This is a genomic window from Flavobacterium yafengii (assembly GCF_030010375.1).
GTDB lineage: Bacteria > Bacteroidota > Bacteroidia > Flavobacteriales > Flavobacteriaceae > Flavobacterium > Flavobacterium yafengii.
Map to the genome: position 1 here is coordinate 1 of NZ_JASCRY010000006.1, position 22,005 is coordinate 22,005.

The following is a 22,005-nucleotide window of genomic DNA, read 5'->3' on the forward strand; positions in this document are numbered from 1 at the left end:
GATGTCTTTTTGAATTCCTCAAAACAACAAAAAGCTCCGCTTTACCGAAGTTCGCATTAGGGATTACTTCACTTTTATTTTAATCCGAGTTCTGTGAATTTCATTTAAAGTGAATAGCGGGAAACAGCTCCTAATGGAAACATTTGCCCTTTACCTATATATAATGAGTATCAATTTTGTTTTTAGACCTAATTGAAGCAACAAACCTTACATATATATTGTATGTATTTTTGTAATGGTCTATATTTGCATTCTTAAAATAATAAACGATGATTAAGATTACTTTGCCCGACGGGTCAATTAAAGAGTTTGCTCCTGGGATTACTCCTATGGATGTTGCCAAGAGCATTAGTGAAGGATTTGCCAGAAATGTAATTTCGGCTTCTTTTGATGGTACAACTGTGGAAACCACAACTCCTTTGACGACGGACGGCAGTCTTATATTATATACCTGGAATGACGAAGGCGGGAAAAAAGCTTTTTGGCATTCGACTTCACACGTAATGGCACAGGTTCTTGAGGAAATGTATCCTGGTATCAAACTAACACTTGGACCAGCAATATCCAATGGGTTTTATTATGATGTGGACTTTGAAGATCAGAAAATCACCGATGCTGATTTCAAAAAAATTGAAGATCGTGTTCTTGAAATATCAAGGGGGAAGCATGAATTCAAACTGCGTCCTGTTTCTAAAGCAGTAGCTTTAGAACTATATAAGGATAACGTTTACAAAACAGAATTAATCACCAATCTTGAGGACGGAACAATTACGTTTTGTGATCACGATACGTTTACTGATTTATGTCGTGGTGGTCATATTCCAAATACTGGAATAATCAAAGCGATGAAAATCATGAGCGTTGCAGGAGCATACTGGCGTGGTGACGAGAAAAACAAGCAACTAACTCGTGTTTATGGAACTTCATTTCCTAAACAAAAGGATTTAACGGAATACTTAGAATTACTAGAAGAAGCAAAACGTCGTGACCATAGAAAACTAGGAAAAGAACTTGAACTCTTTGCTTTTTCACAAAAAGTAGGCGCAGGTTTGCCATTATGGCTGCCGAAAGGTGCTGCTTTGAGAGACCGTCTTGAACAGTTCTTGAAAAAAGCTCAGAAAAAAGGTGGTTATGAGCAAGTAGTTACACCACATATTGGTCAAAAAGAATTGTATGTAACTTCAGGACATTATGCAAAATATGGTGCCGATAGTTTCCAACCTATAAGTACTCCAGCAGAAGGAGAAGAGTTTTTATTGAAACCAATGAACTGTCCTCATCACTGCGAAATTTACAATGTACGTCCTTGGTCATACAAAGATTTACCAAAGCGTTACGCTGAATTTGGCACTGTTTACAGATACGAACAAAGTGGAGAACTACATGGTTTGACACGTGTAAGAGGTTTTACTCAAGATGATGCGCACATTTTTTGTACTCCTGAGCAACTAGACGAAGAGTTCAAGAAAGTAATTGATTTGGTACTATATGTATTTGGTTCATTAGGATTCGAAAACTTTACAGCTCAGATTTCTTTGAGAGATAAAGAAAATAGAGATAAGTATATAGGTACCGATGAAAACTGGGAAAAAGCAGAAAATGCGATTATCAATGCCGCTGCTGACAAAGGATTGAATACTGTAGTTGAATATGGCGAAGCAGCTTTCTATGGTCCAAAGTTAGATTTCATGGTAAAAGATGCCTTGGGAAGACAATGGCAATTAGGAACGATTCAGGTAGATTACAACTTACCAGAACGTTTTGATTTGACATACAAAGGATCTGATAACGAATTACATAGACCCGTAATGATTCACAGAGCTCCTTTTGGCTCAATGGAAAGATTTATTGCGATTTTACTAGAACATACTGCAGGAAATTTCCCGCTTTGGCTGATGCCGGAACAAGCTATAATATTGTCTTTGAGCGAGAAATATGAAATATATGCGAAAAAAGTTTTAGATTTGCTAGAAAATCACGAAATTCGCGCCCTCATTGACAACAGAAACGAGACAATCGGGAAGAAAATCAGGGATGCAGAAATGCAAAAAACCCCGTTTATGTTGATTGTAGGAGAGGAAGAAGAGAAAAATGGGACTATTTCTATCCGTCGTCATGGACAAGAAGGAAAAGGGAATATCAGCGTTACGATAGAAGAATTTGCTGCTATTGTAAACGAAGAGATCAATAAAACATTAAAAGTATTTACAGTTTAACTTAAATTATAAAGTCATAGCAATAAGAAGCAACAGAGGTTACCAACCTCGCGTAGAAAAAAAAGATGCCCACAGAATAAACAGCCTTATTCGTGGTGTACAAGAAGTAAGACTTGTAGGTGAAAATATTGAACCTGGAGTTTTTAAACTTTCGGAAGCTTTAAGATTAGCTGACCAATTTGAATTGGATTTAGTTGAGATTTCACCAAATGCGGATCCACCGGTTTGTAAAATCATGGATTACAAAAAATTTGTTTACGAGCAAAAGAAACGTGATAAAATCCTAAAAGCGAAATCTACACAAGTAGTCGTTAAGGAAATTCGTTTCGGACCTCAAACAGATGAGCATGATTACGAATTTAAGAGAAAGAATGCTGAGAAGTTCTTAAAAGAAGGGGCGAAATTGAAAGCGTTTGTTTTCTTTAAAGGACGTTCGATTATCTATAAAGATCAAGGTCAAATCTTATTATTAAGATTAGCTACAGATCTTGAAGAATTTGGTAAAGTCGAAGCGATGCCAGTTTTAGAAGGAAAGAGAATGATTATGTTCATTGCTCCGAAAAAGAAGAAATAAGTTTAAAGTCGAAAGTCATAAAACCGAAAGTCATAAGCTGACTTTTAAACTTTAGACTAAAAGATAGTAAGTAAGAATAAATTAAAACACTAGGAAAAAATGCCTAAAATGAAAACCAAATCTAGCGCCAAGAAACGTTTCAAAGTTACTGGTTCTGGAAAGATTAAAAGAAAGCATGCTTTTAAAAGTCACATCTTGACTAAAAAGTCTAAAAAACGTAAATTAGCTTTGACTCACTCAGCGCTAGTTCACAAAACAGATATGAAAAGCATCAAACAACAATTAAGAATTATCTAATTACGTCTTAAAGTTGTAAAGTCAAAGGTCTTAAAGACTTTCGACATTCGACTTTAAAAACTTTTGATTAAATAATCTTTAGGTTAAAACAATTTAAAATAACCTTGGAGTATGGCTTTTAAGTTCTCTTGATTTAATTCGGGGCGCCTGCTACAAAAAAAACAGTAAAATTATGCCAAGAGCGGTAAATTCAGTTGCTAAAAGAGCAAGAAGAAAAAAAATAATGAAGCAAGCCAAAGGTTTCTTTGGTAGACGTAAAAACGTTTGGACAGTTGCTAAGAATGCGGTAGAGAAAGCAATGTGCTACGCTTACCGTGACAGAAAAGTGAATAAAAGAAATTTCCGTGCTTTATGGATTCAACGTATCAACGCTGGAGCTAGATTGGAAGGAATGTCTTATTCACAATTCATGGGTAAAGTAAAAGCTAACGGAATCGAATTGAACCGTAAAGTTCTTGCAGATTTAGCTATGAACCACCCAGAAGCTTTCAAAGCAGTACTTAATAAAGTAAAATAAACGTTTTATCAACTCAATTTAGATTACTTACTTATATAGAAACCTCAATCGAAAGATTGGGGTTTTTTTGTTTTTAACAATCTATTCTAATTAAAAAATATATAACTAATCTCAAAAATTTATTCTATTTTCGTAAGGATTTTTAAAAAATTAGACGTGATTCCTATCATTTTTCATTAAACTCAAATACTATGACTAAATTAAAACCCACACTCCTTCTTTCTTTAGTGTTTTTATTTATTACAAGTTCCACATTTGCTCAAGAAAAAACCAATCGCAAGAAGAAAAACAAAAAAGAGATTGCAGCTGCTAAATTAGATAGCATTAAGGCGAAAAAAACTGCTACTGTTTCTATAAATGATAAAATAAAAAGCTCTAAAAAAATTGAAGGCTTGTTTACCATGTATCAGGATACGGTTACCGGAAATATGCAACTTTACATTAAGAAAAACCAACTGAATAAGGAATTTATTTATCAAAGCTATTCCATGAATGGACCAACGGCTTTGTTTTTAAATCAAAGTATGCATCGTGCAACAAGTATTTTCAACATAAAGAAAGCCAATGACAAAATTGAATTTGGATTAGTAAACACCGCTTTTTATTACGACAAAAAAAATGCCGTTAGTAAAACAGCCGGTACTGATATTTCAGAAGCAATTTTCTTAGCTGAGAAAATTGTAGCACAAGACAGTACTGGTTTCTTAATTGTTGCTGACGGACTTTTCTTAAGTGAAAAATTAGATCCCGTGAAACCAACAATGCCTCCAGGAATACCTCGGGGAGCAATTTTCAACCTTGGTAATTTCAATTCAGCAAAATCAAAATACCATAGCATCAGATCATTTCCTAATAATACTGATGTAGTTGTAGATCTGGCTTATGATAATCCAGCACCTCTAAATGGCGGTGGAGATGACATTACTGATGCACGATATATTCGTGTTCGTATGCAACATACATTTTTAGAAATACCAGAGAATAATTTCAAATCCAGACAGGATGACCCTCGAATTGGATATTTTGGGCAAACTATTAACGACCAAACCAGTATAAAACCAACACCTTATAAAGACATTATCAATCGATGGTATTTGAAAAAAAAGATCCTACGGCAGCTCTCAGCGAACCTGTAGAGCCTATTGTTTGGTGGGTTGAAAATACAACACCTGTTGAATATCGTCAAACTATTGTTGAGGCAGGTAATCGTTGGAACCAAGCTTTTGAAAAAGCAGGTTTCAAAAATGCTGTTGTGATGAAAATACAACCTGACACTATTGATTGGGATGCAGGAGATGTGCGTTATAATGTTATTCGTTGGGTTGCTTCAGCAAATCCAAATTATGGTGCAATTGGACCCAGTTTTGCCAACCCAAGAACAGGACAGATTTTAGGTTCTGATATTACAGTAGAATGGAGTTCAGGAAGCAGATCGCCAATTTATGATGAATTGTTTTCGGCGAAAAGTATTCAAAATCAAAACAATCTAAACACCTATTTTCATTCAGATGGACATCTTTGTACAATGGCAAGTGAACTAAAAAGTCAGTTTTTGACAGGTGCAACCATAGCAGAAGCTTATGATGAAGATCCAAAAACTATTTTAAAAGTTCATAAAGAGTTTTTATATTATTTAATCTTACATGAAATGGGTCATACTTTAGGCTTAAATCACAATATGAAAGCAAGTCAAATGTTAAGTGCTTCTGAACTTAATGACATTTCTATTACAGAAAAAATTGGTTTAATTGGCTCTGTAATGGATTATCCTACTATCAATCTTTCATTGGATCGAACAAAACAAGGAAACTATTTTACTACAAAACCCGGACCATACGATCTTTGGGCCATTGAATATGGATACAAAGAATTTGATGAAAAACTGGAAGAAAATGAGTTAAACAAAATTCTTAGCCGCAGTACAGAACCAGGACTTGCTTTTGGTAATGATGCGGATGACATGAGAGCATCCGGAAAGGCGATTGATCCACATGTCATGGTTGAAGACTTAAGTAGCGATGCAATAGGATATGCCGAAAGCCGATTTAAATTAGTGAATACAGTAATGCCTAAACTCAAAGTAAAATATAGTAAAACTGGACAGAATTATGCAGAATTACGTTCGCGTTTTAGCATGCTAAACGGACAAAGAAGAAACATGATAGCTGTAGTAAGTCGCTATATTGGCGGAGTATATGTTGACCGAAGTTATGTTGGGCAAAATACAACTGAAAAACCATTCACCCCTGTGTCTGAAGCTGAGCAAAAAAGAGCAATTGAGGTATTGAATAAATATGCATTTGCACCAAATGCATTTGAAGCAGACGTCTCTTTATACCCTTATTTACAATTACAAAGACGTGGATTTGGATTCTTCACTTCTACAGAGGATCCAAAATTGAGTGGTATATATCTATCCATGCAAACTGATGGAGCACTTTCGCACATTCTGCATCCTACAACATTGCAAAGAATTTCTAATACTAGTCTCTATGGCAATACGTATTCAGTAGCAGAAGTTATGAATGATTTAGTAAGCGGAATATTCAAAGCTGATTTAGTTGGAAAAGTAAATATGCACAGACAATACCTTCAAACTTATTTTGTCAAACAAGCTATAGAAATTTCGGATATAAATGCTTCCAGAAACTCCTATGATGATATTTCGAAAGCTGCAGCAAGACAAACATTGAAAAAAATTAAATCAATGCTGCTTACAGCAACTTCAATAGATGAAAGTACCCGAGCACATCGTGGCAACCTTATTTTCTTAATCGATAATGCACTTGCCATAAAATAATTTTTTAACCGTAAAAAACTCCCATTCTGATTTTTAGAATGGGAGTTTTTTTATGGAATAATTTAGCTTTAAATAATACTATTGTTTTAGGTATTTATCAATAATATATTGCGTAATAGGTTTTTGCACCAATGATGAAATAGAGACAACTCCAAACAATAATGAACAACAAATAGCCGCAGATGTCCAAGCTGATGATATCGGTGGACAAAATGGGCAAACTCCCATTCCTCCTCCAAAACCATAATATAAATTGTTTGATTAGATCGTTTTCATATTCTAATTAAATTCTGTATTTTCGGGAAATGCTACAAAAAAAGTTCCATTTCCCGATTATCATTCTTTTACTGGCAATGTTTTTTGCGCTATCCTCCTGTAAAAAGGAACAACCAAATAATAGCAAACCTAAAACCAATACTAATTATTCAGCCTATTTTACTCTTGCAGAAAAACATCTGGTAAATCAAGAAAATGACAGTGCCTTTTATTATTACAACAAATCAAAATTAGCTTGCGATCTAACAACGGATAGTGAAAAGATAATTTATTCATTACTGAAAATGTCCATTATTCAACAAAATGAAGGCGATTATTCAAGTAGTGAAACTACAGCTACTGAAGCCATTTCTTTTTTTCGAAAAACCACAAATCCCTATTACAAGTGTGCCGTTTACAATATATTGGGGATCAATTATGAGAACCTTTTGGACTTTGACAATGCTATTACTAATTACAACCGAGCTTATCAACAAGCGACAGACGAATTACAAAAAGCAATTCTTCAAAACAATGTCGCCGTTGTATATATGGACAAACACGATTATCAGCGCGCCATACAAACCCTTATGCCTCTGACTCTAAAAAAAGAAGTTCTTAATAACTCCGAAAACTATGCCCGAGTACTCGATAATTTAGGCTATTCCTATTATAAAATAGGTAATTCAAAAAGTCTTGACCATTTAAATCAATCTTTGAAAATAAGAAAACAGATAAAAGATGACTTTGGTATGATCGCGAGTTATATGCATCTTTCAGAATTTCATAAAAAAAACAAACCCAAGCCATCCAATGATTATGCCCATTTAGCCTATGAAAAAGCAACCAAAATAAACAGTGTTGATGATCGCTTAAAATCATTAGCATTATTAATAGAGAATAGCACAGGCAATGAATCGAGAGAATTCTCCATATTACACCTCCGCATCAATGACAGCATCAATAAAGTCAGACAAAAGGCCAAGAATCAATTTGCGAAAATCAAATACGATTCCAAGAAAGATAGAGAAGAGAATCTAAATCTAAAAACGCAAAAGGCAGAAAATGCACTTCTGTTAGAACAACAAAAAAACAGAAATATATTATTATACTTAGCGGTTGGGATTATAATTATGATAAGTGTTTTTGTAACTAACCTACTTTTGACCAAAAACAAAAGAGAAAAGATCAAAGCTGCTTACAATACCGAAATTCGAATTGCTAAAAAACTTCATGATGAATTGGCTAATGACGTATATCATACAATGGCTTTTGCGGAAACCCAAGATTTATCTACCAGCCAGAATAAAGAAATTTTACTGACCAATCTGGATACTATTTATTCCAGAACACGAAATATATCCCGAGAAAACAGCACCATAGAAACAGGGGCATTATTTGTATCACATTTAAAAGAAATGATGTCTGGATTCAATACCGATAAGGTGAACGTATTGACTAATGGAATGGATTCGATTAATTGGTTAACAATCGAAAGTAACAAAAAAATTATAGTTTATCGTGTCCTTCAAGAATTGCTGGTTAACATGAAAAAGCACAGTCAATGCAGTTTAGTTGTACTAACTTTCAAAAAGAATGGAAACAAATTACAAATAGATTATTCAGATAACGGCATTGGTGCAACATTAAAACAATTAAATTTGAAAAATGGGCTTCAAAATATTGAAAACCGTATTCAGGCTATAAAAGGAACAATTAATTTTGATACTAAAGCAGATAAAGGATTTAGAGTTCAATTTATTATTACAATGTAATTCTAATTCATTTATTTAATCAAATAGTAACTACCAAAGTACAAACTATACCAGTATTTAAAACACTGATAATAATTTAATTGATGCATCGAAACTGAAAATCCCAGTTCTTCTTCAAAAACTATACTCTAAATTGTATTGAAGATAGTTTCTATATTTTAATTAATTTCTTTATTTTCGGAGAATGATTCTAAAAAAGTTACCCCCAATAGTTTATTTTTTATCATTGTCATTCTTTTTAATACTTCACTCGTGTGAAAAAAAGACGCTAAACAATCCCGAAAAAAAACACAATACAGCTGAAATTGATCGATTAATTAATCTAGGAGACAAATTTTTTGAGAAATCAGAATATGATAGTTCCTACTATTATTTTAATAAAGCCAAATCAGCCTGTAATGAAAAAAAAGATGTTTCTAAAATCATCTATTCAATATCTAATCTAGCAACTATCCAGCAAAATCAAGGAGATTACTCCGGTAGTGAAACTACAGCTATGGAGGCGATTCCTTTTTTAGAAAAAACTACGAATCCCAAATATAAATGGAATATTTATACCATAATTGGTATTAACTATTTATATGCATATGATTATGAAAATGCACTCTACTACTACAATAAAGCATTAAATTTAAAAACTGATGAACTCCGAAAATCAGATATAAAAAACAATATTGCTGTTATATATATGGAAAAGGAAGATTATAATTTAGCAATACGAATTCTACAACCTTTATCTTTAAAAAAAGAAGTAATTAATAATTCCGAAGCATTTTCCAGAGTAATCGATAATTTAGGTTATTCCTATTTTAAAGTAGGAAATTCAAAAGCACTTGCCTATTTAAATCAATCCTTAGAAATAAAAGTAAAAAAAAAGGATGACTGGGGTTTGATTGGAAGTTATTACCATCTTTCTGAATTTTATCAAAAAAGCAATCCAAATCTAGCCACAGATTATGCTTTAATGACTTATAAAAAAGCAACAAAACTAAAAAACATTGAAGGCCAATTACTCAGTTTAAAATTATTAATTGAACTCAATACAGGAAATAAATCCAAAGAATATTCCCTGAAATACCTCGATATTAATGACAGTATCACTAAAGTAAGACAAAAAGCTAAGAATCAATTTGCTAAAATCAAGTACGACTCCAAGAAAGAAAAAGAGGAGAATCTGAAACTAAAAGCCCAAAAAGTACTTGAATCAGAACATCAGAAAAAGAGAAATTTAATATTATATTTAGTTGTGGGAATAATTACTGTAATAAGTATTTCTATAACCAATCTACTATTAGCCAGAAATAAAAGGGAAAAGATTAAAGCTTCTTATACTACTGAAATTCGAATAGCTAAAAAACTTCACGATGAATTAGCTAACGATGTGTATCACACTATGGCTTTTGCAGAAACTCAAGATTTATCCACTAATCATAATAAAGAAATATTAATTTCCAATCTAGACACTATTTATTCAAGGACACGAAATATCTCCCGAGAAAACAATTCAATGGAAACTGGACCATTATTCATATCTGATTTGAAAGAAATGATGTCCGGTTTTAATACCCCAGAAGTAAATGTGATAACCAATGGAATGGATTCAATCAATTGGATGGCATTAGATAATAACAAAAAAATCATCATTTATCGTGTGATTCAAGAATTGCTGGTCAACATGAAAAAACACAGCAAATGCAGTTTAGTAGTTCTAACATTAAAAAAAACAAAAAACAAATTACAAATAGATTATACTGATAACGGTGTCGGAGCAACTTTGGAACAATTAAATTTAAAAAATGGACTTCAAAATGTGGAAAACCGTATTCAAGCTATAAAAGGAATAATTACTTTTGACACTAAATCAAATAAAGGATTTAAAGTGCAATTTATTATTCCAATATAATACTCGATTCTATGTTCCATAAAGTTTTAATAGCCGAAGATTTAGACAGTATTAGTATAGCAGTTATTCAAGCACTGGAGGAAATTTCTATCTTAGAAATTCATCATGCCAAATACTGTGATGATGCTTTTTTAAAAATAAAAAAAGCACTTCATGACAATCAGCCCTATAACTTATTAATTAGTGATTTATCATTTAAACCAGACCATCAAGAAAACAGGTTGAACTCAGGCGAAGAATTAATTGAGGCAGTAAAAAAAGTACAACCTGATATCAAGACAATAGTATTCTCAATAGAAGACAAATCTTTTAGAATAAAATCACTTTTCAATAACTTGGGAATTAATGCTTATATATCCAAAGGAAGAAACAGTATTCCTGAGCTAAAGAAAGCGATTCAACGCATTTATAACAATGAAGAAATCAAACCATCAGCTGAAATATCTTATGCATTAAGAGATAAATCGCTTTTTGAAATTGAATCCTATGACATTTCACTTTTGAGATCTTTATCTAAAGGTTTAACTCTTGAGGATATTTCATCAGAATTTAAAGATTCCGGAATAATTCCAAATGGGAGCAGTAGTCTCGAAAAACGTATCAATAGATTAAAGATATATTTTAAAGCAAGTAATAATGTCCATCTTATAGCCATTACCAAAGATTTAGGCTTAGTCTAATTTTATTACTGTTTTTCTACAATAAATAACTTCACAACAATCGATAGAATCCATTTAAGAAAATCAACAATTTTAAATCGTAGAAATTGAATCTATTGCTTTTTTTTTAAAATAATTGCCTCTTTTACGGTTTCCCGTAAAGAAATGATTTCTAAAGATATTAGGTTTGACTAATAAAACTTTAAATCATATAAAATGGCCGATTTCACGAAAGAAGACTTAGCATTTACTGGATATTCGCAAACTATTAATGCCGAAGATTATCCTAAAACTATCGAAGTTCTTGATAGGATTTATGTTAATAAAACAGAAGAATTAGAAGTAATACACTTCTGCAATCAATTTCTAAAGAAATATAAAGTTCCTCAAACTAAAGCCAGTTTTCAAAAAGCAGAAAGTTTTTTACAACATCCTTCTTTGGAAAATGAAATCTACCGAAATCAATTATCAGACTGGATAGCTAGCAATTGGATAAAAATGTAAAGATTATCATTTCAATATTCTTAATATGTAATTTCAGAATATTTTATAAGCAATGAGAGCCTATATAACATTCTGGGATTTAATTTTTTAAATGGTTTAGGGTTCCCGTAAGGTAATTACTTTTATCAAACTTACTTTTGAAAATATAAAAAATTCAAGTCATTTTCAAAAAAATAATTTAGGACATGAAGAAAAACGAAACTAAATCCATTCTGAACGTACCAGAAAAAAATAAAGAGGAAACAATTCTAGATAAATGGGATGAAAAACTCAATGACTATGATAATTATGTCAAAGATTATCTTATCCATTATAAAAAATCTCTTAAAGGCAATACCATTTCATTATCAAGATATCCCTATTTGAAAGTAAAGACCGAAAACCTAAGCAAAAAACTGAATAAAGGAATAAAGAAAGAGCTGTTGACAAAAAAGCAACTTACGAAGGTTTATAAAATTCGAAAAAAAATAGTGAATGCGTGTTGTAACTAATATATTCTTTAAAAATAAATGAAAAAAATTATATTTCTAGGACTCTTGTTATTCATAGCATTATTCTCATATTCCTCAAAAGAACTACCCAAAAAACAAAGAAATAGACTACTAAATGAAAAGCAACTAATACTAAATAGAAACGAATATCTATTGAATAAATTTGATGATCCAATACAAAACACAACTGGTATTTCCGCGAAACAACACCCCGTAAAGCATTTTTCCAGACATCGAAAAGGAAAAATTATCTATATAAAAAATAATACAAAAACTCATAATGTCATTTTTGAATAAAAACACTTTCTATTTTTTATCACGAATGAGAGAAACCGTAAAATATTTTTTTTTCAAGAATGTAGTTTTACGCAAATTAAAAACGCATAATCAATGAAGTCATCAATTATTTTAAAATCTAATCTATTATTTTCAGCACATATAGCTATAATTTTTTTGGGTTCTATTTGTATCATTTATTTAGTATATAAAATTTGGAAAAGAAGATAAAATAAAGAAAACCATAAAAGGCTATTTTTTTAAAGGTTTAGATTTGAAAGAAAAAGAAAGAATTATTAAATTCATAAGCTAAAGAATACACAACAGAAATTTCAGAGTTATTTCACTATTTTTGCTTTCAAATCAGTTAAAACATAACGACAATAAAGACGAATATTACCGTAAAAATTCAGTGAAATATTCTATATTCATAATTAAATATAGGTTCAATACAATTAATGACAGCAAATTTCCGTTATTCTTTAACTATAAAATACAATTCCCAAATTGAAACCCTTTTTTTACCTACTTCTACTTATTTCTTGCTTTGCATTCTCACAAACCAAACTCCTTTCTTGGAACATAGAAAACCTTGGTAAATCTAAATCCGACAAAACAATACACTATATCGCCAATACACTTCGTGATTATGACATCATTGCCATTCAAGAGGTTGTAGCGGGTTATGGTGGTGCTCAAGCAGTAGCCCGATTAGCTGATGAACTCAATCGCAAAGGAGCTAAATGGGATTATGTAATTAGTGACCCAACCAGCAGCAGTGCATACAAAACGGAACGCTATGCTTTTATTTGGAAAACCAGCAAATTAAAAAAGATTGGCAGGGCTTGGCTCGAAAAAAATACCATCTAGAGATTGATAGAGAACCCTATTTTTGTACTTTTCAATATGAAAACAAACAGTTTACTGTCGTAAATTTTCATGCTATTACTAAAAATAGACAACCTGAAACAGAGATAAAATACTTCCGGTTTTTACCCGATGAATATCCAACCTTGAATTTAATATTTGCAGGAGATTTCAATTGTCCGCAATCACATACCGTGTTCAATCCTTTGAAAAAAATGGGGTATCAGTCTATTTTAGTCAACCAGAAAACCTCTTTGAAACAAGAATGTAAAAATGGTAAATGTCTAGCTTCTGAATTTGACAATATGTATTACAAAACTTCAAAAATCAATACTATAAATTCGGGAATAATTCCTTTTCATAAAAACTTTAATTCACTAAAAGAAGCCAGAATAATATCCGATCATATTCCCATTTGGTTTGAATTTTCTTTAAATTGAATAAAATAAATAGCACACAGATTAAACGGATTTATACGAATTAAAAAAATAATATTTATCGTTTAGTAGCTCAAAATAATAACTTTAGTAATTTCATAAAGTATAATTAAAAAATCTGGTAAAAACTCATGGAATCTGTATCTAAATAATCCATATTAACACAAAAAGATTAATGGACATAAATCAGCGTAAATCTGTTCAATCCGTTTAATCTGTGTCCAATAAATTAATCGAAAACTTCAAAATTATCTCCGTCAAAACTGGCAAAAACCATACTGGGATGTGAATCCTGATGAAACATATTCCCCTGATTATCGATAGCAATTGCACCAGCAAAACCATCATATGGCTTTAATTCGATGAACGTTTTAGTAAAGGCGTCTTGTAATGTAAAACCATCTGTAACACGAGTTACGATTTTGGCAGCGGTGGCATTACTCACAATGTCCTCACCTACTCCGGTCAAACTCACACCACAAAATGTATTGGCATAATTCCCAGCTACAGTAGCCGAATCTGAAATGCGCCCCGGAATTTCAAAACCTTTTCCTCCTGTTGAAGTTGCTACTGCAATTTTTCCATTTGTATCTAAAGCTACGCAACCCACGGTTCCTGTTCCAAGTGATTTTTGCTTTGCTTCATATTCAGCTCTACGTTGTGGAATCTCGGTTGAAAAAGATTCAAAACCGTTTTCTCTTGCAAAATTAGTTGCTCCACTTCCACCTAAAACCCTATCGTCATACTGCATCAATATTTGAGCAACCTGAACTGGGTTTTTAACTTCTTCGATATTGATTACGCCACTCATTTTCTGAGTTTCACCATCCATAATAGCAGCGCTCATTCTTATTTTTCCGTCACTTTGAATTTGGGAACCAATTCCTGCATTAAATAATTCATCATCTTCCAAAAGTGAAACTGCATAAACAACGGTGTCTAATGCCGAATGTGTTTTTAAAAAATCGTACGAATCTTTTACGATTCGCTCTAATGCATTTTGTTTGGCAACTTTAGTTTCGTGATTAGTCGATGATTCCGAAAAAAAACCTCCGTGTATGATTAGTTTCATATTATTGGGAATAAGGTGCTGAGTTTGGTATTAGACTAAAGTCCAAAACCAATTATCCAAAACCTAAATTAAATTATACGTAATGTGAAGATTGAATGTGCATTTTATGTGTTTCGAGATTGTAAGTGTCGAATTTGCTCATAACATGCGTAACCAAATGTGAGATTGATATCGGCTGGCCTAATTCTACTTTAGTCAAATTAGTGTCTTTTATTTCACGCCCATCCACCAAAATAACTAGTCCAGAACCAATAGCTTCCATTTGGGTATTATTGGTAATCAACAAACCAGTATCTTCTCCAAGTCCTATTCCCAAAACTCTTGGATTCCCAACAACTGCTTGAAAAAGCCTGCCAATTCTCCCACGTTGAACAAAATGGGTATCGATTATAACACCATCAATTAAGCCTAATCCACTAGAGATTTTCACTTCCCCTTTCAATAAAGCTTCAGAACTGCTGCCTTGATAAATCATATTATTAGATGCCGCTGCAGCTCCTGCTGAAGTTCCGGCATAAATAAATTCTTCATTATGGTATTTATCCAATAAAATGTCATGAAATGGTGTTCCTCCAAGAATGGAAGTCAATCGCAATTGATCACCTCCTGTAAACATAACAATATCTGCTGCTTTCAATCGTGCCAAAACTTCTTTATCTGCCGCTTGTTCCCTTCTTTCGATATGAAGTATATCTATATTTTTAGCATTCAAATATTCAAACGCCTTAACATATTCAGGACCAATTTCGCGTGGAATAATTGAAGCGGTTGTAATAATTTCTATTCGTGAATTTTCTTTGTGTTTTGATTCGTTTAGTATCCTTTTTAAAATTCCAGTTTCAAAAAAGTTTAAATTGTTAGTTGCATTTTTATCCAAATCGGTTTCAGTAAAACTACCTTTATCTACCGCACCTCCTATTATTATTAGTTTTCCTAGTATATTCATTTTGTAAAAATAACCAAAAAGATAAAAGAAGCTATTGAACTATGCTTTTTTTTTAAATTATCACAAACTCAATATTTATTGTTTATTTTTAAAGTAATAAATTTTGATTCCTATTTTTAAAAAACTACTTTAGTTGCATTGTACACTTTTAAAAAAAATACCGTCTCATATAAGCTATTTTTATAAATTAGAATCTATTACATTTAAAATTAAGTCATTACATATCCATTTTTTAGTTCAAAATAATCTTTTCGTTTTATGAAAATAATTAAAGTACAAGCACTTCGTGGTCCCAATATTTGGAGTATACAAAGAAAAAAATTAATCCAAATGCGATTGGATTTAGAAGAAATGGAACAGTTTCCTACTAATAAAATAGAAGGATTTAGAGAACGTATCGAAACTATGTTTCCTACAATGATTGAACACCGTTGTTCAGAAGGTTGTCGTGGCGGATTTTTTTCCAGAGTAGAACGAGGCACTTGGATGGGACATGTTATTGAGCATATTGCCCTTGAAATTCAGTCTTTGGCTGGTATGGAAACTGGTTTTGGAAGAACTCGAGAAACCAAAACTCCCGGAACTTATAATGTCGTCTTTAGTTATACCGAAGAAAATGTGGGTCTTTTTGCCGCAGAATCTTCTGTTGCAATTGCCGAAGCATTAATCGCAGGAACGGATTACGATTTGAATGCCGACTTACAAAAAATGCGTGAAATACGGGAACGCGTTCGACTCGGACCAAGTACGGGAAGTATTGTAGAAGAAGCCGTTTCCAGAAATATTCCTTGGATAAGATTAGGAACTAATTCTTTGGTTCAATTAGGATATGGAATCAACCAAATGCGTTTTCAGGCAACAATCACCTGTAAAACAAGTAGTATTGCAGTTGATATTGCCTGTAATAAAGAGCTTACCAAAAAAATGTTGGACATGGCTTCAATTCCTGTTGCCAGTGGAAGCATTTGTGTTGACGAAAATGACTTGACAGAGACCATAAAAAAAATTGGCTATCCAATCGTGTTAAAACCATTGGATGGAAATCATGGAAAAGGAGCTTCAATTAATGTTACTAATTGGGAAGATGCCGTTTCAGGCTTGGCTTTCGCCAAAGAATACAGCAAACGAATCATTGTAGAAAAATTTATTACCGGATTCGACTTTAGAATATTGGTAATTGATAATAAATTAGTTGCAGCTGCAAAACGAGTTCCTGCTCATGTAATAGGAAATGGAACTGATTCTATTCAGCAATTAATTGAAACTACAAATCTGGATCCAAGAAGAGGTTATGGCCATGAAAATGTACTGACACAAATTGATGTTGATAGAGACACCGAAGATTTATTGGAAAAACTAGGCTATACATTAGAAACCATTCCCAGAATTGGTGAAATTGTATTCCTAAAATCTACAGCAAACTTAAGCACTGGTGGAACTTCTGTGGATGTTACCGATATGATGCACCCGGAAAATATATTTCTCGCCGAAAGAATTTCAAGAGTAATTGGGCTGGACGTTTGTGGTGTTGATATTATGGCAGAGAATTTAACGCAACCGTTAAAAGAAAATGGTGGTGTAATCTTGGAAGTCAATGCAGCACCCGGTTTTAGAATGCATCTTGCTCCTTCTGAAGGTTTACCCAGAAACGTTGCTTCACCGGTTATTGACATGTTGTATCCTCCGGGGAAATCGTGTCGTATTCCTATAATTGCTGTTACAGGAACCAATGGAAAAACTACCACTACCAGACTTTTGGCACACATTGTAAAAAATAATGGATTCAAAGTAGGATTCACCACATCCGATGGGATTTATATTCAAAACCACATGATGGAAAAAGGCGATACTACCGGACCTATAAGTGCCGAATATGTTTTGAGAGATCCAACGGTTGAATTTGCCGTTTTAGAAACTGCTCGAGGAGGAATACTTCGTTCTGGTTTGGGCTTTAGTCTTTGTGATATTGGAATCATTACTAATATCCAGGAGGATCATTTGGGATTAAGTGACATTCATACTTTAGATGATTTGGCCAGAGTAAAGGCTACAGTTGTAAAAAGCATCAAGAAAAATGGCTGGGCGGTTTTAAATGGAGACGATGAACATTGTATAAAAATAGGTCAAGATTTGAATTGCAATGTCGCTTATTTTAGTTTGAGCGAAGACAGTGATTTTATCAAAAAACTTTCCGCCGAAGGTAAAACAGTAGCCGTATATGAAAACGGATACATTACCATCAAAAAAGGAGAATGGAAAATCCGAATTGAACGCGCCACTCACGTTCCGTTAACATTAGGCGGTAAAGCAAAATTCATGATTGCCAATGTACTTGCAGCAACTTTAGCCAGTTATTTATGGGGATTTAAAACCGAAGATATCAGCTTGTCATTGCAAACTTTCATTCCTAGTGCGGCACAAACTCCCGGTCGTATGAATATTTTTGAGTTCAAAAAATTCAAAGTACTAATTGATTTTGCCCACAATGCCTCAGGATATAAAGGAGTTGAAGAATATTTACAAAGTGTTGAGGCTACCAAAAAAATAGGAATTATTGCCGGTGTGGGTGACAGACGTGATGAAGACATTAGAGATTGTGCAACTATTGCAGCCAGAATGTTTGACCATATTATCATTCGACAAGAAAAATACCTGAGAGGGAGAACCGAAGAGGAAATCATTGATTTAATCCTCGATGGAATTAAAAATTCAGGTAAAACTGTAACGTATGAAATTATTCCTAAAGAAACTGAGGCGATAAAACATGCCATAAATTGTGCCGAAGAAGGAAGTTTCATCACCGCATTAAGCGATGTAGTGACTAATGCCATTGATATTGTACAAGAATATTTAGACAAAGAAAACGAACACGGAATCGTGTAGTTTTGCCCATTAAATGATAAAAGCTACTGTAACGGTAGCTTTTTTTTGAACTTAAACTATTTTTATTTTACCAATGACTTTTTCAAGAGCTATTACTTTGTCAGTTCGCTTCGCTTGTGTCCAGCTTTCCTTTATATCTTTTTCCCTTGTTCTCGATACTCGCTTTTCAAGCGAACTCGAACTGAAGTAAAAAAGGTTACCACTGTCATCAGGCTAAAAATTACTGTCTGAAACAAAAACATTCTAGAAAATAGACATCCCCGTTTTAGTGGTCAATAATTCCAATGCACTCATTCCTAACTCTGAATTTCCTTTCTCGTTAAGGCGTGGGCTCCAAGTGGCAACTACAAAATTTTTCGGATACAAAGCAGCAATTCCCCCTCCAATTCCACTTTTTCCTGGTAATCCTACTTTATAAGTAAACTCTCCCGACTCATCATAAAAACCACATGTTTGCATTAGAGCATTCAATCTTTTTACTTGACTTTGAGCCAAAACTTGAACCCCTGATTTGGTTTTACCCTCATTGGCAAGAAAGAAAAAAGCATGGGCTAATTCCTTACATGTCATTTCTATGGAACATTGATAAAAATAAAAATCCAAAACCGTTTCTACATCATTAGAAATATTCCCAAACGACTTTAAAAAATTTGCCAAAGCAGCATTCCTGAAACGAAAGTCTTTTTCAGATTGCGCTACTTTAAAATTGAAATCAACAGTTGGGCTTCCAGAAATCAATCTTATAAAATCCAGAAAATCTTGTTTTGGATTTTTCAAATGTGTCACAAGCATATCTGCTATAACTATTGCGCCTGCATTTATAAATGGATTTCTAGGAATACCTTTTTCATATTCTAATTGCACTAAGGAATTGAAAGCACTTCCAGAAGGTTCCACTCCCACTCGTTCCCATATTTTTTCATCCAAAAAGGAAAATGCCAATGCAACCGTTAACGCTTTGGACACACTTTGAATAGAAAATTTTTCATTACAATCTCCAACTCCATAATCTTCTCCATCGATAGTTGTCAAATGTATCCCAAATTTATCCGGATCAACTTTTGACAATTCGGGAATTGAAGTGGAAACGTTTCCAATAGTTGGAATCATTTTTGCTTCTTGATATACTTCTTGTAAAATAGCCTCGTAGTTCATTGCCTTATCAATTGTAAATATTAACTGTTACCCTGAGCGCAGTCGAAAGGTTAAATCCTAAATCCTTTACGTTTTCAGTTTTTTCTTTCTTGCTGCCGGAAACAATACATTATTCAAAATCAAACGATAACCCGGCGAATTAGGATGCAAATCTAAAACCGTAGGTGGATCGCCCACTTGATGCTGAAAATCTTCCGGATCATGACCTCCATAAAACGTGAACATTCCCTTTCCTTTTTGACCATGAATGTAACGCGCTTCACCATTAACCTCACAAGTACCCATCACCAGAATATTCGATTTAATTAAAGGAATATCAAATGCTGTGGTTTGTCCCATGAACCCTTTGACCAATTGCGTATGATTTTGACACAACATACTAGGAATTGGATCCCATTTTGCCGAAAATTCCATTAAAGTAAAATAATCTTTTTCCATAGGAACTCTTCTTTTCGAAGTCATATCAATATCTGAAAATTCATATTGCTCCGGTCTTCTTTCTAAAGTAAAATCTTTGAAAGCAAATGAATTGCTGTAATTCATTTTAGATTGGTAATTTCCTTCACTTGGATCTCCATCAAACATGGCTTCACAAATATCAATGCCATCCGCTGCCAACGCAATATCAAAGCTATCCGTTGCAGAACACATGGCAAACATAAATCCACCACCTATGACAAAATCCCTGATTTTTTTAGCAACTGCTCCTTTTTCTTGCGATACTTTAGGAAATCCTAATTTACTTGCCAGTGTTTCAGCATCTTTCTTTTGCTCGATGTACCAAGGTGCATTTTTGTAAGCGCCATAAAACTTACCATATTGTCCCGTAAAATCTTCATGATGCAAGTGCAACCAATCATATAATAACAATTGATCACTTAAAACTTCTTCATCATAAATTGGCGTAAAAGGAATTTCGGCATAAGTCAATACCATCGTAACTGCATCGTCCCAAGGTTGCTTTCCTTTTGGTGTATAAACCGCAATTTTAGGTGCTTTTTCCAGTACAACAGATTCCATATTTTGGGAAGGACTGGATATTTTATTCAAGATTGCCAATTCATCACCATCAGAAATAACTTCAAAACTTACTCCTCTAATTTGACATTCCTTGCGTATTTCCTCCGCATCAGGTAATAAAAAAGAACCTCCACGATAGTTAAGCAACCAACTGGCTTTGTAATTTTTATCTAAACACCAATATGTGATTCCGTATGCTTTAAGATGATTCTGTTGACTCGTTTCATCCATTGGCAACAAAATAAAAGAAGCTTTTGCTGTTATTGTCAGCAAAAAGATAAGAATATATAGAAATGGTTTCGACATTGGTTTTTAATTTTTATACATCAAAGATAGAAAGTAAGCACTTCAAATACATGAATTTTAACTATTAAATCAGCTCCTAAAATAACTTTAGAAATAAAACACGTAAAAATACGTGTAGCTAAACAATTTCCTATTCCTAAATTTGCAGGTATCCCCTAATCAATGAAGATGAAAAATTTAATAATGAATTCACCCGAAAAAAACAGCCCCGACAATATTAAGAATCTTATTAAAAATGTTGCAATCGTCCTATTAATAATACTCATCATTACTTTCTATGTCTTGTGTTATCAGCTTATTTTCAACTAATAATCCTTTTAAGTTATAAAGACGATACCCCAACATTATGAAAAATTATTATACCACTTTATCAGAGGAGATTCTTTCTGTTGCAAATTCAGGGAAAGATACGATCAAGTTGCGAAGACAACTTTTTTATATCAGACAAACAAAACTTGAAAAAAGTTTAAACACGGATGACTTGAAAAAAACTTTTTGGATAAATATTTACAATGCTTTTTACCTCATCACCTTAAAAGATACAAAACTAGGAAAAGAAATTTTCAATCTGAAAAGAATCAAAATTGCACGTGCAGTATTTTCATTAAATGACATTGAACACGGTATTTTAAGAAAGTACAAATTTAGAATTGGTTATGGATATATTACGAATCCATTCTACTCTGATTTTATAAAAACCTTAGCCGTAAACAAAGTAGATTACAGAATCCATTTTGCATTAAGAAGTCTTATTTTAGAAAAAAACACTATTGATTATTTCGATTGTGAAGAAATAGAAAAACAACTTACTGTACTTACCAAAGATTTTATCAAATTAGAAACTGAAATTGACAATGAGTCTAAAACAATTAGAGTATCCGATTTTTTATTGTCTTATTTAAAAGATTTTGGAGGCAAAAAATCTGTAAAAAAAATATTGGAAACAATTTTTGAAAGAGATTTAGACGAATTCAAACTCCGATTTAAAACCTACAAAAGAACAGAAAAATTACTGACGGTTACCTAATTCAAAAAAAACAATTCCTTTTAGA

Annotated in this window: 17 protein-coding genes and 1 pseudogene; 14 read left to right on the forward strand and 4 right to left on the reverse strand. The window is 32.9% G+C overall.

What is annotated here, in order from left to right; translation table 11 throughout:
- Nucleotides 1–269: 269 nt before the first annotated feature.
- The 12 genes and pseudogenes from thrS to QLS97_RS15775 all read left to right on the forward strand — a co-directional run bounded on the left by thrS (nucleotide 270) and on the right by QLS97_RS15775 (nucleotide 13,574).
- Nucleotides 270–2,216 (forward strand): threonine--tRNA ligase, encoded by a 1,947-nt coding sequence (gene thrS, locus QLS97_RS15720; protein WP_282717993.1) that lies wholly within the window; start codon nucleotides 270–272, stop codon nucleotides 2,214–2,216.
- 16 nt (nucleotides 2,217–2,232) lie between these two features.
- Complete coding sequence (gene infC / locus QLS97_RS15725) at nucleotides 2,233–2,790, forward strand: translation initiation factor IF-3 (RefSeq protein ID WP_369800971.1); 558 nt, start codon at nucleotides 2,233–2,235, stop codon at nucleotides 2,788–2,790.
- 99 nt (nucleotides 2,791–2,889) lie between these two features.
- On the forward strand, nucleotides 2,890–3,087 hold the full coding sequence (rpmI, locus tag QLS97_RS15730; protein ID WP_022827375.1) for a 50S ribosomal protein L35: 198 nt from the start codon (nucleotides 2,890–2,892) through the stop codon (nucleotides 3,085–3,087).
- Nucleotides 3,088–3,259: 172 nt separating this feature from the next.
- A complete protein-coding gene (rplT, locus tag QLS97_RS15735; RefSeq protein WP_091205336.1) occupies nucleotides 3,260–3,604 on the forward strand; it encodes a 50S ribosomal protein L20 in 345 nt (114 codons plus the stop codon).
- Nucleotides 3,605–3,795: 191 nt separating this feature from the next.
- A complete protein-coding gene (locus QLS97_RS15740; RefSeq protein WP_282717994.1) occupies nucleotides 3,796–4,740 on the forward strand; it encodes a DUF5117 domain-containing protein in 945 nt (314 codons plus the stop codon).
- Complete coding sequence (locus tag QLS97_RS15745) at nucleotides 4,692–6,404, forward strand: zinc-dependent metalloprotease (protein ID WP_282717995.1); 1,713 nt, start codon at nucleotides 4,692–4,694, stop codon at nucleotides 6,402–6,404. Before QLS97_RS15740 ends, QLS97_RS15745 begins: the two co-directional genes overlap by 49 nt.
- 305 nt (nucleotides 6,405–6,709) lie before the next feature.
- Nucleotides 6,710–8,434 carry a tetratricopeptide repeat-containing sensor histidine kinase gene (locus QLS97_RS15750; protein WP_282717996.1) on the forward strand — a complete coding sequence of 575 codons (1,725 nt, stop codon included), beginning with the start codon at nucleotides 6,710–6,712 and terminating at the stop codon, nucleotides 8,432–8,434.
- 226 nt (nucleotides 8,435–8,660) lie between these two features.
- On the forward strand, nucleotides 8,661–10,337 hold the full coding sequence (locus QLS97_RS15755; protein WP_282717998.1) for a tetratricopeptide repeat-containing sensor histidine kinase: 1,677 nt from the start codon (nucleotides 8,661–8,663) through the stop codon (nucleotides 10,335–10,337).
- 11 nt (nucleotides 10,338–10,348) lie between these two features.
- On the forward strand, nucleotides 10,349–11,017 hold the full coding sequence (locus QLS97_RS15760) for a DNA-binding transcriptional response regulator (protein ID WP_282717999.1): 669 nt from the start codon (nucleotides 10,349–10,351) through the stop codon (nucleotides 11,015–11,017).
- Between the two features lie 195 nt (nucleotides 11,018–11,212).
- The gene (locus tag QLS97_RS15765) at nucleotides 11,213–11,500 is read left to right on the forward strand and encodes a hypothetical protein (RefSeq protein ID WP_282718000.1); all 288 of its coding nucleotides are present in this window, start codon (nucleotides 11,213–11,215) and stop codon (nucleotides 11,498–11,500) included.
- Nucleotides 11,501–11,685: 185 nt separating this feature from the next.
- Entirely contained in the window at nucleotides 11,686–11,991 is a 306-nt protein-coding gene (locus tag QLS97_RS15770; RefSeq protein ID WP_282718001.1) for a hypothetical protein, read from the forward strand.
- A gap of 783 nt (nucleotides 11,992–12,774) precedes the next feature.
- A pseudogene (locus tag QLS97_RS15775) lies at nucleotides 12,775–13,574 on the forward strand (endonuclease/exonuclease/phosphatase family protein).
- A 226-nt stretch (nucleotides 13,575–13,800) separates the two neighbouring features.
- On the opposite strand, the gene QLS97_RS15780 reads toward QLS97_RS15775, so the two are convergent.
- On the reverse strand, nucleotides 13,801–14,643 hold the full coding sequence (locus tag QLS97_RS15780; protein WP_282718002.1) for an isoaspartyl peptidase/L-asparaginase: 843 nt from the start codon (nucleotides 14,641–14,643) through the stop codon (nucleotides 13,801–13,803).
- Nucleotides 14,644–14,716: 73 nt separating this feature from the next.
- Nucleotides 14,717–15,589: a cyanophycinase gene (locus tag QLS97_RS15785; RefSeq protein WP_282718004.1), complete on the reverse strand. Its 873-nt coding sequence runs from the start codon at nucleotides 15,587–15,589 to the stop codon at nucleotides 14,717–14,719.
- A 258-nt stretch (nucleotides 15,590–15,847) separates the two neighbouring features.
- Between QLS97_RS15785 and cphA the strand changes: the two genes are divergently transcribed.
- Entirely contained in the window at nucleotides 15,848–18,472 is a 2,625-nt protein-coding gene (gene cphA / locus QLS97_RS15790) for a cyanophycin synthetase (protein WP_282718005.1), read from the forward strand.
- A gap of 243 nt (nucleotides 18,473–18,715) precedes the next feature.
- On the opposite strand, the gene QLS97_RS15795 is transcribed toward cphA, so the two are convergent.
- Both QLS97_RS15795 and QLS97_RS15800 read right to left on the reverse strand, forming a co-directional pair.
- Nucleotides 18,716–19,627, reverse strand: a complete 912-nt coding sequence (locus QLS97_RS15795) for a glutaminase (RefSeq protein WP_282718006.1) — start codon at nucleotides 19,625–19,627, stop codon at nucleotides 18,716–18,718.
- Between the two features lie 66 nt (nucleotides 19,628–19,693).
- On the reverse strand, nucleotides 19,694–20,953 hold the full coding sequence (locus tag QLS97_RS15800; RefSeq protein ID WP_282718008.1) for an asparagine synthetase B: 1,260 nt from the start codon (nucleotides 20,951–20,953) through the stop codon (nucleotides 19,694–19,696).
- Nucleotides 20,954–21,299: 346 nt separating this feature from the next.
- Here QLS97_RS15800 and QLS97_RS15805 point away from each other — a divergent pair, with 346 nt between their 5' ends.
- Nucleotides 21,300–21,980 (forward strand): DUF547 domain-containing protein, encoded by a 681-nt coding sequence (locus QLS97_RS15805; RefSeq protein ID WP_282718010.1) that lies wholly within the window; start codon nucleotides 21,300–21,302, stop codon nucleotides 21,978–21,980.
- The last annotated feature ends 25 nt before the right edge of the window (nucleotides 21,981–22,005 follow it).

What these genes read in the sequence shown, in the direction of transcription:
- QLS97_RS15780 (WP_282718002.1), bottom strand. Translation starts at nt 14,643, where the DNA reads ATGAAACTAATCATACACGGAGGTTTTTTTTCGGAATCATCGACTAAT.
- QLS97_RS15740 (WP_282717994.1), top strand. Translation starts at nt 3,796, where the DNA reads ATGACTAAATTAAAACCCACACTCCTTCTTTCTTTAGTGTTTTTATTT.
- thrS (WP_282717993.1), top strand. Translation starts at nt 270, where the DNA reads ATGATTAAGATTACTTTGCCCGACGGGTCAATTAAAGAGTTTGCTCCT.
- QLS97_RS15765 (WP_282718000.1), top strand. Translation starts at nt 11,213, where the DNA reads ATGGCCGATTTCACGAAAGAAGACTTAGCATTTACTGGATATTCGCAA.
- cphA (WP_282718005.1), top strand. Translation starts at nt 15,848, where the DNA reads ATGAAAATAATTAAAGTACAAGCACTTCGTGGTCCCAATATTTGGAGT.
- QLS97_RS15770 (WP_282718001.1), top strand. Translation starts at nt 11,686, where the DNA reads ATGAAGAAAAACGAAACTAAATCCATTCTGAACGTACCAGAAAAAAAT.
- rplT (WP_091205336.1), top strand. Translation starts at nt 3,260, where the DNA reads ATGCCAAGAGCGGTAAATTCAGTTGCTAAAAGAGCAAGAAGAAAAAAA.
- QLS97_RS15795 (WP_282718006.1), bottom strand. Translation starts at nt 19,627, where the DNA reads ATGAACTACGAGGCTATTTTACAAGAAGTATATCAAGAAGCAAAAATG.
- rpmI (WP_022827375.1), top strand. Translation starts at nt 2,890, where the DNA reads ATGCCTAAAATGAAAACCAAATCTAGCGCCAAGAAACGTTTCAAAGTT.
- QLS97_RS15800 (WP_282718008.1), bottom strand. Translation starts at nt 20,953, where the DNA reads ATGTCGAAACCATTTCTATATATTCTTATCTTTTTGCTGACAATAACA.
- QLS97_RS15785 (WP_282718004.1), bottom strand. Translation starts at nt 15,589, where the DNA reads ATGAATATACTAGGAAAACTAATAATAATAGGAGGTGCGGTAGATAAA.
- QLS97_RS15805 (WP_282718010.1), top strand. Translation starts at nt 21,300, where the DNA reads ATGAAAAATTATTATACCACTTTATCAGAGGAGATTCTTTCTGTTGCA.
- QLS97_RS15745 (WP_282717995.1), top strand. Translation starts at nt 4,692, where the DNA reads ATGGTATTTGAAAAAAAAGATCCTACGGCAGCTCTCAGCGAACCTGTA.
- QLS97_RS15760 (WP_282717999.1), top strand. Translation starts at nt 10,349, where the DNA reads ATGTTCCATAAAGTTTTAATAGCCGAAGATTTAGACAGTATTAGTATA.
- QLS97_RS15750 (WP_282717996.1), top strand. Translation starts at nt 6,710, where the DNA reads ATGCTACAAAAAAAGTTCCATTTCCCGATTATCATTCTTTTACTGGCA.